The sequence below is a fragment of the Halonotius roseus genome, assembly GCF_006861655.1.
Lineage (GTDB): Archaea > Halobacteriota > Halobacteria > Halobacteriales > Haloferacaceae > Halonotius > Halonotius roseus.
In genome coordinates this window covers 198,328-211,981 of sequence record NZ_SESI01000001.1, presented here as the reverse complement: position 1 = coordinate 211,981, position 13,654 = coordinate 198,328, and the positions used below count along the sequence as shown (strand labels likewise).

Below are 13,654 nucleotides of genomic sequence, written 5' to 3'. Positions count from 1 at the left end.
TGACCTGTCGACCCGGGTGGGATTGAAAGGGGCCGGCGTCTCGGCGAACCCGGACGTTCACGAGAGCTGCGCTCTCGTGAGCCAACCAGAAATCTCTGATTTCTGGTGACGACGTAAGCACCGCAGGAGTGAGCAACGCGAACGACGAGGAGCGCAGCGAGTCCCGGGAGTTCTGCGAGCGAAGCGAGCAGAACCTCGAAAGACGAGCGTTAGCGAGTCTTTCGGTGGTCGAGACGCTGGGGGCTTTCGAGGTGTTCGCAATCCAATCGCACTAATCTGAACACTACCCCGATTCCTGAGGGAGAGATTTTAGTCGGCGGCTATCAACAGTTGATTGTATCGGCATCAACGAAGTTCACGGAACCTCGCCCCGACACCAGCAATGAGTCAACAGGAGCCAGACGGCGACGCGACCGCCGACTCACCCACCGAGCCGCGCCACCGGCTGTTCATCCGTCGGGCCACAGAGTTGTGGCTCGTGGCTGTCGGGCTGTGGAGCACGGTCGGCTACGGCGTCCGCGATGCCTTCAGCCGCCGGCCGGCTGTCGGTGTCATCTACACGACCGTCGTTGTCCTCGGTATCGGCGGTGCTGTCGCCGCTACGGCCGTGGTGTTGCAGTACCCCCCGCTGGTGGCGGTCGGCCTTGGCGGCCTTGCTGCCGGGGGGCTCGTTCTCGCCTCGACGGCCGGCTCGCTGACCCTTGATGATACGGCCCATCGGGATTACCGGCCGCATATCGTCACCAGTATCCCCGGCCTCTCACCGGATGTGCGCCCCGATCGACCGTCGACAACCGACACAGACACCGGCGACAGCCAGTCATCTCCCGAGAACTCGACAGCGCAGGCCGACGACGCGACACCCGATCCCACCGAGGAACACTCCGCCGGCGGGGAGGAGCCGGAACCCGGCCAAAATGACGCATCGCCGGGCGGCGCTGAACAAGCTGGTGTTGGCACCCAGTATGTCTCCGACCCACCGGCGATCGATTTCGACGATGTCGCCGGCATGGAGTCGGTCAAAACAAAGCTCCAAGAACGCGTGATCGAGCCGCTCCGGGAGCCCGAAAAGTACGCCAAATACGGGCTCTCGGTCGAAAACGGCTTTCTGCTCCACGGGCCGCCTGGCACCGGCAAGACCTATCTCTCGAAGGCCTTGGCCGGCGAGTTGGGGATCAACTATGTCGGCGTCAAAGGCGCGGACATCATCTCGAAGTGGCTCGGCGAAAGCACCCAAAACGTCGCCGCCCTCTTCGATGAAGCCCGCCAACATCAGCCCTGTCTGGTCTTTATCGACGAGATCGACGCGTTGACCCCGGAACGCGGCGGCGCGAACCAACACCAAGATCAGACCCAGACGGTCAACCAGTTCCTTGAGGAGGTCAGCGAGATCAACGAAAGCGACGACCGGATCGTCATCGTCGCGGCGACAAACCGCCGCGATCAGATCGATCCCGCGATGTTGCGCTCCGGCCGTCTGTCGGTGCAGATCGAGGTCGGCAACCCCGGCGCGAAAACCCGCGTGGCGATCTTTGATACGCATCTCGATGCTCCCCGCGCCGACGACCTCGACGCCAAGCGGATCGCCGAGGCCTCAACGGGGCTCTCGGCGGCCGATATGGAGCAGGTCGCCACTGAGGCCGCCCGCTCGGCACTGAAACGCGAGGACACCGTGACAAACGAGGACGTCGAGACAGCGATCGAGGAGCTTGGCTCCTGATAATCGGACTGAAACGCTTATGCCGGCGGCCCCGGTAACAAAACCATGAGTTATGATACTGTCGTGTTTGACAACGACGGTGTCCTTGTTGGCCGTACCCGGTTTGACGTGCTGCGTTCGGCGACCGAGGAGACGTTTGAACAGTTTGGCGTGAGCGACCCCGACCCGGATCACATCGAGGATATGACGATCGGCGCGACCCCCAGCAGCGTCGCCGACGTGTGTGAGGCCTACGACCTACAGCCTGACACCTTCTGGCGCGTCCGCGATAAGACGATGTCTGGGGCCCAACAGGCCGAAGCCCGTGCCGGCCGCAAGACGCCGTACGGTGATCTCGGTGTGTTAGACGAGCTTGATGCGACCTGCGGTATCGTCAGCTCCAACCAACAGGAGACGGTCGATTTCCTGCTGGAACACTTCGAGATCGGTGGCCTCTTCGAGACGGCCTACGGCCGGGAGGCGACCGTCGAAAGCCTGGATCTCCGGAAGCCCAATCCGCACTATCTTGAGTGCGCGCTGGCCGACCTCGACGCCGACTCCGCGCTGTTCGTCGGCGACAACGAGTCCGACATCAAGGCCGCCGAAAACGCCGGCATCGACTCGGCGTTCATCCGCCGGCCCCACCGCACCGACTGGGATCTCAACGTCTGGCCGACCTGGGATATCGACTCCCTTGAGGATCTCCACCGCGTCTGTAGCTCCTGATCGGCGTTAACACTCTCTGACGTGTCAACGGACGCCTGATCGGCGTCAATGCACGCTTCTGATCGGTGTCAATACACGCTTGTGTACTGGAATCGGCGGGGCTGCCCCACGGATCCGTGCTTCACAACGCTTATATCCGTATCGCCGCTCCGATAAGTTGCAATGGCAAACGGTACGGTTGACTTCTTCAACGACACTGGCGGTTACGGCTTTATTGATACTGACGATGCTGACGACGACGTGTTCTTCCACATGGAAGACGTCGGCGGCCCGGACCTCGAAGAGGGTCAGGACGTTGAGTTCGACATCGAGCAGTCCCCGAAAGGCCCGCGGGCCTCGAACCTGACCCGCCTGTAAGTCGGTTTCGCCGCTTACAGACACAGACAACTACCGATTTTCTTTCATTTTTCACGCCGACGAGCACCGGCTATCGACATCACGCTGACAGTACCGTCGCCTACGAGGGTGTTGTGCCTGTCGTTCCCGCATACCCTGCCGCGAGCCATGCGACCCCGACGAGGGCGACGCCAACGGCACCGAGCACCGCCCCAAACAGCGGCCACGCGATGGCGTCGTAGGCGACCACATCGGTGACGACGAGATAGGGTACCACGAGACCGACCGCAAGGACGACGCCACCGAGGCCGACCACGAGATTAGCGACGCGCCGCCGATCGCTGTGGTGGCCGATGACGGCCGCCGCGCCGACGAGAACGCCCAGCGGGAGCAGGCCGGCCAGCCACGTGTAGATGCCGACCGACTGCCCGCGAAGATCACCGGTCGTATCGGCACCCGGCTGGACACCGGTCTGGAAGAGATACTGATCGCCGTCGACGGCGACGATGGTGAAGATCTCCGCGGGCGGGGCGGTTCCGTAGGTGAACGCCGACGGCGGCTCACGGGCCGAATCACAGACAAGCACGCCGTCGACACACACCGGCAGCTCATAGCGGTACCAGCCATCGGCATCCGGCGAGCCAGCGACCGTTCGCTCGACGACCTGGCGGCTCGCCGGCGGCAACGACGAGGCGTCGACAGCATCGTCAGGGTTAAAGCCGTATTCGGCGGTCAGCCGATCGAATCGATCGCTGGTGTCGGGCACCGCCTGGTGGAGATAGGGTGCCGGCGGCGTCGTTTCGTACGGCGAAGCGGCGATCGGGAGTGGGAGGAGGCCGCTGGTCGTCAGTAGCATGGCGATAAGGATCCCGACGGCGAGTCGGCTGCGAGTTGTATCCATTCTCACAGCGTTTCGGTGTGGCTGACGGTTGCCACGTCGTCTTCCTGCAGTGCGACCGTGAGCTCCGTCCCCGGCTCCGGGGTGAGGCGGTCGGTGAGGCGGTCGGCGAAGATCCGGGCGAAATGCTCGGCACTCGGATTCAATCCCTCGAAGGCCGGCAGCTCGTTCAGCGTCTGATCTCGAAACGTCTCAACGACGCCCTCGACAGCGTCGATGACCGCGTCGATGTCGACCAGGTAGCCGTACTCGCCGAGCTCCGGGCCGCGGAACGTCACCTCGGCGGTGAACTGATGGGAATGGAGCTCCCCCTCCGGGCCGGGGTTCGGAACGGTCAGGTAATGTTGGGCGACGAAGCTCCGGGTTACCGAGACGGTGTACATACCTCTTCCAGGGCTGAACCGCCGATAAAAGATGTGACTGACGCTCACACACCCAGTACGGCTCGTGGTGTGTAACGAAATATCCATACTGTCCCACGCTGTGAAATCAATTTCTGTTACGCTGTCATCGAATCTACCCCCGAACTTAATTGTGACAGCGATGGAGGCTCGGATATGGACGGGCCGCTCGAAGATGAGTTCGGTCGGGAGGTCACCGGTGTCCGCGTCTCGCTGACCGACCGGTGTAACTTCGACTGTGTGTACTGTCACAACGAGGGGCTTGGCGACACGCGCGGCCCGATGGAACCCGACGACAACGAGATGACCGCCGACGATGTGGTTCGCTTCTTGGAGGTCGTTGCGGAGTTCGGCGTTGGGAAGGTCAAATTCACCGGCGGCGAGCCGATGTTGCGACAGGATCTAGAGGAAATCATCCGCCGGACGCCCGAGGCGATGGAGGTCTCGATGACGACCAACGGCACCTTTCTGCCGGGGCGCGCCGAAGCCCTCAAAGACGCCGGCCTTGACCGCGTCAACGTCTCACAGGACGCGATCGATCCCGACGCTTTCGCCGAGATCACGAAATCCGGTGCCTACGAACAGGTGTTGGAGGGCGTCGAGGCCGCTGTCGACGCTGGCCTCACCCCGGTCAAGCTCAACATGGTCGTCTTCAAACACACCGCGGGCTACGTCGAGGGGATGGTCGAGCACGCCGCCAACAACGACGGTCTCCGGCTCCAGCTGATCGAGTATATGCCAGAACTCACGGGCAACCCGGAGTGGAATATCGATATTCAGCGCGTCCACGACTGGCTGGCCAACATCTCCGCGCGTATCGAACACCGCGAGATGCACGACCGGACGCGCTACTGGATCGCCGGCGACGACGCCGCGGCCGACGAGCAGATCGACGAATCAAACGGCGGGATGGTCGAGATCGTCGACCCTGTCGAAAACCCCACGTTCTGTGCGAACTGCCATCGCGTGCGCGTCACTCACGAGGGTTACCTCAAGGGCTGTTTGAATCGCAACGACGACCTCCGATCGATGGGTGAGATGAGCCGCGAGGAGATCCGCGAGACGTTCCGCGAGACGGTCGCCAACCGCGTTCCCTACTACGGCGAGTACATGGTGCGCAACGAGGATGGTGAGTGGGTCGTCAACGACGACTACCTCTCCTCGCCGCCGACCGCCGACTGAGTTCTCTATTTGTTGTCGACCTCACTCGATCTGGTCGTCGACGAGCTGTCTGATCTCGACGATATCCTGTTGATGGGTCTCGGCTGCATCCTCGGTGTTTTCGATCGCATCGACAACGTCGTCGATCCCCTCGACCGTTTCGTCGATCAGCGAGGCGACCTCCTGGGTGCTTTCGGCCTGCTCGTCGGTCGCATCCGAGACCTGCAGCAGACTCGCAGAGACATCGTCGATGCTGTCGTTGATCTCTGCGAGATTGTCGGCTGCGGTCTCGATCTCGTCGATCCCGGTGTCGATACGGTCGTGCATGGTCTCTAAGCTGTCGACGGTCTCCTCGGTTGAGGCCTGAATCGCGTTGATCATCTCCTCGATCGTCTCGGCGTTTTCCTGGGATTCCCCGGCGAGATTCTTCACCTCGTCGGCGACGACCGCGAACCCGTCGCCGGCCTCGCCGGCACGGGCGGCCTCGATTGAGGCGTTGAGCGCCAGCAGGTTTGTTTGGTCGGCGATCCCGTTTATCACCTCGACGATCGCGTCGATCTCGTGGGCCTTCTCCTGGAGGTCTTCGATCTCAGAGGAGACCGTCTCGGAGGCGTCGGTCACATCGTGCATCGCCTCGACGGCGTCGTGGGTTGATTCCTCACCCTGTGCGGCGAGGGTTGCGGCCTCGTCGGCCTGTTCGTCGACATCGCTGACCGTGGCGGCGATCTCCTCGATGGTCGCTGTGAGATTTGAGACCTCGTCGTTGATCTCGTTGAGCGTCGGTGCATACCCCTGGATCACATCGTTGTTCGCCGCCAGCATGTCGCCGAGCTGTTGGCCGCTTTGTTCCAGTTCCGCGATCAGATCCTGTAGCTGTGTAAATGACGCCTTGTCGATTTCAACCGTCTCTCCGTCGGAAGATCGTGACATTGTCATCGCAACACCGCATGGAATATTTAATCTTGTGACCGGCTGTCGTTGTCGGTCGGCCGCCAGTGATTGACGGAGCGACAGCACCGGCCGTGAGTAGCTGTCGGCAGCCGCCCGCTGGCCGCGTGGGCGTGTTCTCTCCGATCGAACATGTGTCGGTGCTGGTGATCGGGATCCGCTCACCGCTGAGCTGAATCTTCTGTCGTATTCTCGGCTCCGACCGGAAACCGCTATGCGGATGTGGAGATTAATACCAGTAAATTTAATAATGCAAACTATCTCGTGGGAGGTATGGCCCACGAACATCTTGATGAGAAGCTGATTAATTCCCTGCTCGGCGATGGGCGTTCCAGCCTCCGGAGCCTCGCCGAGGAACTCGATGTGTCGGTGACAACCGTCTCAAACCATCTGAAGGATCTCGAAGCCGACGGCGTCGTCGAGGGGTATTCGCCGATCGTTGACTACGAGAGCCTTGGCTACGATGTGACCGCGATCATGCATCTCAAAGTCGAGGGGAGCGCGCTCCCCCAGATCACCAACAAGCTTGAGGCCGAAAAGCAGATGATCTCGGTGTACGAGACGACCGGCGACTACGACATCATCGCCATCGGGAAGTTCGACGACACCGACGATATGAACGACCAGATCAAATCTCTCCTGGAGGATGTCGACATCCGCGAGTCCAACACCAGCGTCGTCCTCAACGCTGTCAAGGACAACGAACAGTTCGAACTCGATATCCCCGAATAGCTCCGCGGTTCCCCTCCCGGCACCGATTTTTTGCGTCACTCACAGCCGGAAGCTATCGCCACGCCGACCGTCGGCCGTCCGCTTGTCGGCGCAGTCAGCACACAGATCCAGCTCGCCGTCGTAGTGGAGTCGACAGACGGTCGCGCCACAGCGACGGCAGCTGAACGCTCCGGGCCGCTGTTCGCAGTGCTCACAGATGCCGGCCACAGCCATACTACAACGTGACGCGAGAAGCGTATCAATCTTTGCCGCTGTCGTCGGTCGCCGCCGTCGCCGCGGCTGCTGTCGACTCGGTGGCGACCAGTTCGTAGGCGACCTCGACCCGTTCGGTGACGCTGATCGGGGCGGGATGGACAGCCGGATCCGATTCCCAGGCGTTGTCAACGGCCTCGCCGCCGGGCCGGGCGGGTTGGGTCGTGATCGTCTGAGCCGAGCCGACCGCAAGCCCCTCGGCGGCCGCCAGCCGTTCGGCCTTCTCGCGGGCTCGATCGACCGCGGCTGTCATGGCCGCATCCTGTAGCTCCGCCCGTGTCGTGTCCGTGAGCGAAAACTGGACGTGATCGATCCCGCCGCCGCCATCGGTCGCCTCGACGACGACCGCCTCAACCGCCGCCGGCTCACACCGAATGTGGCACTCCTCGACCGCACGAAACGCGGCATCCGTCTCGGGATCGAAGGCGGCCGCGCTGTTTGTGACCCGGTGGTCGACCGTTTCGATCGTCACCTCGGCGATCGCCTCGATCGCTGTCCGTATCGCTGCCGCGCGGTTCCGAGCCCGCTCGCGGGCGCGGGCTGCTGAGGCACCCTCCCCGAGAGCGGTGACCGCGACCGTCGCGCTGTCGGGTGCTTCTGCCTGCGTCGCCGACGCTGTCGTCGTGACGGTTCGTGCTGTCACACCCCAACGGTCGGCCGAGCGGGTAATGAATCCGGCGGCGACCCAACCGCTCAGCCCGTATCCGCACCGCTCAGCCCGTTGATTCCTCCGTGAACCCCTCTTCCCACCGGAAGCTACCGTTACGCTGGATTACCTCGCCGTCAACTGCGAGACGGCTGTCGGTGCTCATGTCGGCCAGAAGGTCGACGTGGATCGCCGACTCGTTGCCGGTCTCGCCGTCCGGCAGGCAGGCGTCGTAGGCCCGACCGATCGCCAGGTGGATCGTCTCGGCCATTTTCTCGTCGAAGAGGATCCGATCGGTAATCCGATCGATGCCACGGTTCATCCCGATCCCAAGCTCGCCGAGGCGGCTGGCTCCGTCGTCGGTTTCCAGTAGCTCCCCCAGCGTTTCCTCGCCCTGGTCGGCCGCGTAGTCGACAACCTCGTTGTTCTCGATTGTGAACTCCACGTTCACCAGTCGCGTCCCATCGACGGTTCTCGGCAGGTCGAAGGTGATCGTTCCGTTGGCGTCGGCTGGCGCGGTAAACACCTCGCCGGAGGGGAGATTGTGGGAGTCGTCGGCGACCGAGGCCGTGCTGTTGACCGCGGTTCGGTTCTCGATCGACAGCCGGAGATCGGTCGTCGGGGTTTCGATGTGGACGCTCTCTCCCTCGTCAAGAATCGTTTTGAGTTGGGCCATTTCGTCGGCCAGCGACTCCCAGTCTCGGAGCACAGCATTGTAGACGAAATCCTGGTAGGCTTCAAACGACATCCCGGCCTGCTGTGCGAGCGATCGGGTCGGGTGGACGGTTGAGACCCAGTCGGTCGCCAGCCGCGCTTCCCGAACCTCGGTTCGAGCACGCCGGGCGGCCTGCCGGGTTTCGGATGGCACGTCTGCGGTTGCGGCGGTGTTTCGGCCGCCACCAAGCCGCAGGTAGACATCGGTCGCCTCCAGCATCGCCAGTTCGTGGGCTGGCGCGTCGTCAAAGTCGGTGTTGCCCGCGGCTCGGCCCTGGAGATACGCCCGAGAGAGCTCCGCGGAGTCGTTAACAGCGAGCAGGGTGCCGCCGCGTTCGCCGACGGCTTCGGCGACGGCAACACCAAGTTCGTGGGCTCCCTCGGCGACGCTGACGACGACGTTGTCGCCGGGATCGATCCGGGCACTCCAGTCGACCAACACGGCGGCGTGTTCGTGGATTCGCTCGTCCATACCGACCGCGGGGTCGCCAGCGATAAAACTCTCACCGCCGACTCGCTGTCGCCGCGGCGACATCCCCGCCACGTCGCCATATTGCCACGTCGTCACCGTCGCCGCTGGGCGACGCGCTCCTCGGCGGTTTCGCTGCTCACGAGTTCATAGAGAATTGCCCGGCCGCCGTCGTCTTTCGGGCGGAGGATCCGGCCGAGTCGCTGGGTGAACTCGCGTTCGCTGCCACTGCCCGAGAGGACGACGCCGACGTTTGCGTCGGGCACGTCGACGCCCTCGTCGAGGACGTTTGCGGTGATGATCCGGCTGTACTCGCCCTCGCGGAAGCGTTCGAGGATCTCACGTCGCTCGCTCGCGCTTGTTTCGTTCGTGATCGCCGGGATGAGAAACCGCTCCGAAAGGTCGTACACAAGCTCGGTGTGAGCAGTAAAGACGATGAGCCGATCCTCGCGGTGGCGGTCGAGAATCCGGCCGAGTTGGCGGTGTTTGTTGTCGGCGTTCATCATGATCTCGCGGGCCCGCTGTTTGGCGAGCAACGCTTCGCGGGCTTGGGGATCGTTGCCGGAGCGTTTGACCAACTGGAGGTAGTCGCTGCCGCTGGTGAAGTTGATATTTGAACTGCGGACGTAATCGACGAACGTCCCCTGTACGTCGTCGTATTCGGCGCGCTCCTCGGGGGTGAGTTCGACTTCGATCCGCCGGATATCGTAGGGTGCGAGGTGATCGCCCGCCAGTTCGTCGGTGTCGATGGTGTAGACGCGGGAGCCGACGAGGTCGGCCACCGTCTCGTGAGCCCCGTCCGGCCGCTCGAACGTTGCTGTCAGGCCGAGGCGGTCGGGTGCGGCCAGCAGGCGCGCGATATCCTGATAGCCCTCCGCGCCGAGGTGGTGGACTTCGTCGAAGACGACGAGCCCGAACCGGTCGCCGAGTTCGTCGGCCCGCAGGTACGCCGAATCGTAGGTCGCCACGGTGACGGCTTCGACGCGCTGTTCGCCGCCGCCGAGCCGGCCGATGGGGGCGTCGAATTCGCTTTCGAGTTCGCGCTGCCACTGCTCCAAGAGGTCGATAGTCGGGACGACAACGAGGGTTGGCTCGTCGCAGGCGGCCATCGCCGCGAGCGCGATGACCGTCTTGCCCGCGCCGGTTGGGAGTTCAAGCACGCCGCGGCGGTTGCTGTCGAGCCAGGCGTCCAGCGCGTCCTGCTGGTACTCCCGGAGTTCGTAGCTCGTCGCCAGCGAGACGGGCTCGGTGTCGAGAACTGTGTCGTCAACATCGGCATCGACCGCCCGGAGTACGTCGCGGATCGCCGCGTAATGGTGAGCCGGCGCGCGGGCCGTGTCGCTTCGTGGGTCGGCTTCGACGCCCGGCAAGCTCTCGCGGTCAGGATCGCTCTCGCGGTCGCTCTCGATCCGGAGCGTGCCGTCCTCGAAGCCGAGCGTGATCGTCACGATGGGTGGTCGCAGCGGCGGCGGTAAATGTACTCCGGCTCTCAGGCCTCAAGCTCTTCGCCGACCAACTCGGTCGCCTTCTGGACTGCGTGGATCGAACTCAGATATCCCGCGCCGACGCTGGCTTTCAGAGCCTTGGCCGCGTTGCCGGTGACGACCTCGGGGCCGACCTGTGCGACCGCGCCGTCGCCGACCGAGACGATCCAGCCGGGGACATTGAAACGGAACGGCGTGAGTTCGGGTTCGAACCCCTCGCTGTCTGCCAGTTCCCATTTGGCGAGTTTGGCGATGTTCTCCGCCGCGGGGTTGGCGGCGCGGATCGCTGCGGACGCACTGGCAGGAACGGCCTCGCCGTCGGCGTCGACGACGCGGGCGGTGTCACCGAGCGCGAACGTCGAATTCGTCAGCCGGAGGTCGCGTCGGACGACCGGCCGGTCGCCGGCCATTGCGTCGCTGCCGGCGATGCCGCCCGTCCAGACGAACAGCTCGGCGTCGAGTTCGTCGGTCTCGCCGGTGGCTTCGTGTCGCGTGGCGACCGTCGAGTCGGTCGCTTCGGTGACGGCCGTTTCGGTGCGGATTTCGATATCACGCTTGGTCAGTTCGTCGGCGACCGCGTCCTGGAAGGCTTCGGGGAACGCGGGCGCGACGGAATCGAGTTGTTCGAGCAGCGTGATGTCGATGTGGTCGCTGGCTCCCTCTTCGTCGGCGAGGGCGGCGAGTTCGCCGGCGACCTGGACGCCAGAGAGCCCCGCGCCGCCAACGACAATTGACGCCGGTTCGTCGCCGTCGAACAGGTCGAGTGCACGCTCGCGGATCGCTTCGGCGTCGGCGACGGATTTCAGCGGGAGGCCGTGTTCTTCGACGCCAGGCAGATCGTAGAATGCGGTTTCCGCGCCGAGACAGAGCGCGCTATAGTCGTAGCTGAGTGTTTCGTCCGTGTCGAGTTCGACCTCGTTGGCGTTGGTATCGACGCCCTTAACGTGGGCGGTGATGACTTCGGCGCGGTCGAACAATGACGCCAGCGGGACTTCGATGGCGTCGGTGATCGAGGGCCGTCTGATGACGCGGTGGACTTCGTGTTGGACGAGGTGGTCGTCGGCTTCGTCGACGATAGTGAGGTCTACTTCCGGTGGGAGGGCGTCTTCGAGCTTGCGGGTGAGGGTGACACCTGCGTAGCCGGCTCCGAGAACAACGACGTGCATACCTACGGTTGGGGAGCCAGCCGAATGAACATGGCGTTAGATGTAGTGTGTGATGTAGTAGTTGAGGCCAAGTATTGACAGAAAGCCCTCGCCGCTATCGGCTCCCGCGGCTCTCACGGCTCCCGTTGGTCGCCGTTCGAGGGAGTCGCGGTCTCCCTGCGGTCGACCGCGCGCTCGCTGCGCTCCTCACTCGCTTCGCTCGTTGCGGTGCTTGCGTCGCCGGGGTTCGTCGATAGCGTCTCGCCCTTTCAGTCCGCCAGGAGGTCGGTTGGCTGGCTGTCGTTAGTCGTCGGCTGACTGGGCCGGTGCGACTTTTGTTTGGTCAGCCTCCGGCCCGAAGGCCGATTCGAGCAGTGCGGGCACGTCCTCTGGCTGGACATCGGAATACCACTCGTCGCGCGGCTGGATCGCAATCGCCGCGCCGCCCTCGCTACAGAGGCCGAGACAGCCCGTTTCGACTACCGACACCGACGACCAGAACGCGTCGCGCTCGCGGAGCCAGTCTTTGACTGCTGCCAGCGTTTCTTCGCCCCCTGCGTCCGCACAGCAGTCGTACTCCTCGCGGTTGTTCGTACAGACGAGGACGTGAGCGTCAAGTCGTTCGCGGTGGTCGGCAGTTCGATCCTTCATGGCGTTGGCTGGGTCGGCTCGGTCGTTGTCGATTCGAACGGCGTCCGTCGCTGGAGCCAACCGAACGTCGCCGCGATGAGCAGCCAGATCGACCCCTGGCTCAAAACGACCATCGCGCGGTAGGCCGCGACGAGATCGGCCGACAGTTCCGGATGGCTGACCAGCGTCGGCGACACCAGTGACAGCACAACGACCGCGGCGACAACGGGCGTCGCGCCGGCAACAACCGCAAGCGCGCGACCGCGCGGTTCGATGCGGTTGTAGGCGAGGACGCTACTCGCGGCGATGAGTCCGCCGAGCGCGACGAGGCCGGCGTAGAGCGCGAACCGAGTGCTCGTTGCCAACGCCTGTTCGGCTCCCGGCGCGAACGGCGGGAGGACGAGCCATGGCGTCACCGAAATCGTCAAAAATCCGCTGGCGGCGAGGACGAACCCTTTCGCCGCGCCGCGACCGGGCAGTGCTGGTTCGAGGAAATACAGCACGATCCCGAAGCAGCCGCCGAGGAAGAGCGCCCACAGTAGGCCCCCGCCGACGCTGACGAGTGCGGTCGTCGATTCGGCGATGACGGAGCCGCCATCTGGCGCATGGCTGTGGCCGTGTTGGGCGTGTTCGAGATAGCCCACGAGCGGGTTGGCGACGGCTGCCATGAACAGCCCGTAGGCGAGGCCGGCGACCCCGCCGGCCAGCAGGCCACGCTTGAAATAGGTGAAAAACATCGTCAGTGGCAGACGATCCCGGCGGCGTGCCGGAAGTTGTGCAGCGACTCGTGGGCCAGCGGCTCCTGCAACAGGAGGAGGGTGAACGTGATCGCCGCGCCGAAGCCGAAGATCCCGAGAGCTGTCGTCGGCGCGATCTCGGCGCGAGCCGTGTCGATCCGGTCGGCGACCGTGTCGGATTCGGGGGTCATGAAAGTCTACTTTGCCTTTTGAAAATCAGATTGTAAAGGTTGCGGTTCCGCGGATGCTGCGACTGAACTCAGAACAGCGCGTCGCTCTCTGGGAGAATGTGTGCCGGCCCACCGACCTCCCACACGTCGGTTTCGATCCCGATGTCGCTGATGCGAGCTTCGACCTCATCGACGTACTCCTCAGTCGTGTTGACGTAGACGCTTGCGCCCGTGTCAGTCGAGAAGTAGACCTCGACGCCCTCCTTGCGGAGTTCCCGAACAGCGTTGAAGACCGCAATCGTCTCGGGCTGCCAGTAGACCCACCCTGAGGGGCCGGTCATCGTCGCCGCCGTCAGCGACAGCGAGTCGTGTTCGGCGATATTGACAGAAAGCCCTCGCCGCTATCGGCTCCCGCGGCTCTCACGGCTCCCGTTGGTCGCCGTTCGAGGGAGTCGCGGTCTCCCTGCGGTCGACCGCGCGCTCGCTGCGCTCCTCACTCGCTTCGC

General features: G+C 63.8%; 17 protein-coding genes and 1 pseudogene. 6 read left to right on the top strand and 12 right to left on the bottom strand.

The window, feature by feature from the left end; translation table 11 throughout:
- The first annotated feature begins 128 nt into the window (after positions 1 to 128).
- From EWF95_RS13380 to EWF95_RS01125, 4 genes are all read left to right on the top strand, one after another.
- Positions 129 to 275, top strand: a complete 147-nt coding sequence (locus tag EWF95_RS13380) for a hypothetical protein (RefSeq protein ID WP_185911659.1) — start codon at positions 129 to 131, stop codon at positions 273 to 275.
- A gap of 107 nt (positions 276 to 382) precedes the next feature.
- Positions 383 to 1,720: an ATP-binding protein gene (locus tag EWF95_RS01135; RefSeq protein ID WP_142442146.1), complete on the top strand. Its 1,338-nt coding sequence runs from the start codon at positions 383 to 385 to the stop codon at positions 1,718 to 1,720.
- Between the two features lie 45 nt (positions 1,721 to 1,765).
- The gene (locus tag EWF95_RS01130; protein ID WP_142442145.1) at positions 1,766 to 2,425 is read left to right on the top strand and encodes an HAD family hydrolase; all 660 of its coding nucleotides are present in this window, start codon (positions 1,766 to 1,768) and stop codon (positions 2,423 to 2,425) included.
- Between the two features lie 162 nt (positions 2,426 to 2,587).
- Positions 2,588 to 2,782 carry a cold-shock protein gene (locus EWF95_RS01125; protein WP_021040194.1) on the top strand — a complete coding sequence of 65 codons (195 nt, stop codon included), beginning with the start codon at positions 2,588 to 2,590 and terminating at the stop codon, positions 2,780 to 2,782.
- 100 nt (positions 2,783 to 2,882) lie between these two features.
- On the opposite strand, the gene EWF95_RS01120 is transcribed toward EWF95_RS01125, so the two are convergent.
- Positions 2,883 to 3,662, bottom strand: a complete 780-nt coding sequence (locus EWF95_RS01120; protein ID WP_142442144.1) for a hypothetical protein — start codon at positions 3,660 to 3,662, stop codon at positions 2,883 to 2,885.
- Between the two features lie 2 nt (positions 3,663 to 3,664).
- The gene (locus tag EWF95_RS01115) at positions 3,665 to 4,042 is read right to left on the bottom strand and encodes a 6-pyruvoyl trahydropterin synthase family protein (protein WP_142442143.1); all 378 of its coding nucleotides are present in this window, start codon (positions 4,040 to 4,042) and stop codon (positions 3,665 to 3,667) included.
- 174 nt (positions 4,043 to 4,216) lie between these two features.
- On the opposite strand from EWF95_RS01115, the gene moaA reads away from it, so the two are divergent.
- Positions 4,217 to 5,242, top strand: a complete 1,026-nt coding sequence (gene moaA / locus EWF95_RS01110; RefSeq protein ID WP_142442142.1) for a GTP 3',8-cyclase MoaA — start codon at positions 4,217 to 4,219, stop codon at positions 5,240 to 5,242.
- A 21-nt stretch (positions 5,243 to 5,263) separates the two neighbouring features.
- Here moaA and EWF95_RS01105 read toward each other — a convergent pair whose 3' ends face one another.
- A complete protein-coding gene (locus EWF95_RS01105) occupies positions 5,264 to 6,151 on the bottom strand; it encodes a methyl-accepting chemotaxis protein (protein WP_185911658.1) in 888 nt (295 codons plus the stop codon).
- 291 nt (positions 6,152 to 6,442) lie between these two features.
- On the opposite strand from EWF95_RS01105, the gene lrp reads away from it, so the two are divergent.
- Positions 6,443 to 6,901: an HTH-type transcriptional regulator Lrp gene (gene lrp, locus EWF95_RS01100; RefSeq protein ID WP_142442140.1), complete on the top strand. Its 459-nt coding sequence runs from the start codon at positions 6,443 to 6,445 to the stop codon at positions 6,899 to 6,901.
- 39 nt (positions 6,902 to 6,940) lie between these two features.
- Here lrp and EWF95_RS13375 read toward each other — a convergent pair whose 3' ends face one another.
- From EWF95_RS13375 to EWF95_RS01060, 9 genes and pseudogenes are all read right to left on the bottom strand, one after another.
- Entirely contained in the window at positions 6,941 to 7,114 is a 174-nt protein-coding gene (locus tag EWF95_RS13375) for a hypothetical protein (protein WP_185911657.1), read from the bottom strand.
- Between the two features lie 25 nt (positions 7,115 to 7,139).
- Positions 7,140 to 7,796: an SIMPL domain-containing protein gene (locus tag EWF95_RS01095; protein WP_185911656.1), complete on the bottom strand. Its 657-nt coding sequence runs from the start codon at positions 7,794 to 7,796 to the stop codon at positions 7,140 to 7,142.
- A 70-nt stretch (positions 7,797 to 7,866) separates the two neighbouring features.
- Positions 7,867 to 8,985, bottom strand: coding sequence for an aminopeptidase (locus EWF95_RS01090; RefSeq protein WP_142442138.1), 1,119 nt, complete (start codon positions 8,983 to 8,985; stop codon positions 7,867 to 7,869).
- 92 nt (positions 8,986 to 9,077) lie between these two features.
- Positions 9,078 to 10,430: a DEAD/DEAH box helicase gene (locus EWF95_RS01085; RefSeq protein ID WP_142442137.1), complete on the bottom strand. Its 1,353-nt coding sequence runs from the start codon at positions 10,428 to 10,430 to the stop codon at positions 9,078 to 9,080.
- Positions 10,431 to 10,471: 41 nt separating this feature from the next.
- On the bottom strand, positions 10,472 to 11,632 hold the full coding sequence (locus tag EWF95_RS01080) for an NAD(P)/FAD-dependent oxidoreductase (RefSeq protein WP_142442136.1): 1,161 nt from the start codon (positions 11,630 to 11,632) through the stop codon (positions 10,472 to 10,474).
- A gap of 282 nt (positions 11,633 to 11,914) precedes the next feature.
- Positions 11,915 to 12,262 (bottom strand): (2Fe-2S) ferredoxin domain-containing protein, encoded by a 348-nt coding sequence (locus EWF95_RS01075; RefSeq protein WP_142442135.1) that lies wholly within the window; start codon positions 12,260 to 12,262, stop codon positions 11,915 to 11,917.
- The gene (locus EWF95_RS01070) at positions 12,259 to 12,978 is read right to left on the bottom strand and encodes a CbtA family protein (protein WP_142442134.1); all 720 of its coding nucleotides are present in this window, start codon (positions 12,976 to 12,978) and stop codon (positions 12,259 to 12,261) included. The genes EWF95_RS01075 and EWF95_RS01070 overlap by 4 nt, the downstream gene beginning before the upstream one ends.
- 2 nt (positions 12,979 to 12,980) lie before the next feature.
- A complete protein-coding gene (locus EWF95_RS01065) occupies positions 12,981 to 13,169 on the bottom strand; it encodes a CbtB domain-containing protein (protein WP_142442133.1) in 189 nt (62 codons plus the stop codon).
- A 68-nt stretch (positions 13,170 to 13,237) separates the two neighbouring features.
- Positions 13,238 to 13,528 (bottom strand): annotated as a pseudogene (locus tag EWF95_RS01060) (diphosphomevalonate decarboxylase); the annotation flags it as partial.
- Positions 13,529 to 13,654: the final 126 nt, after the last annotated feature.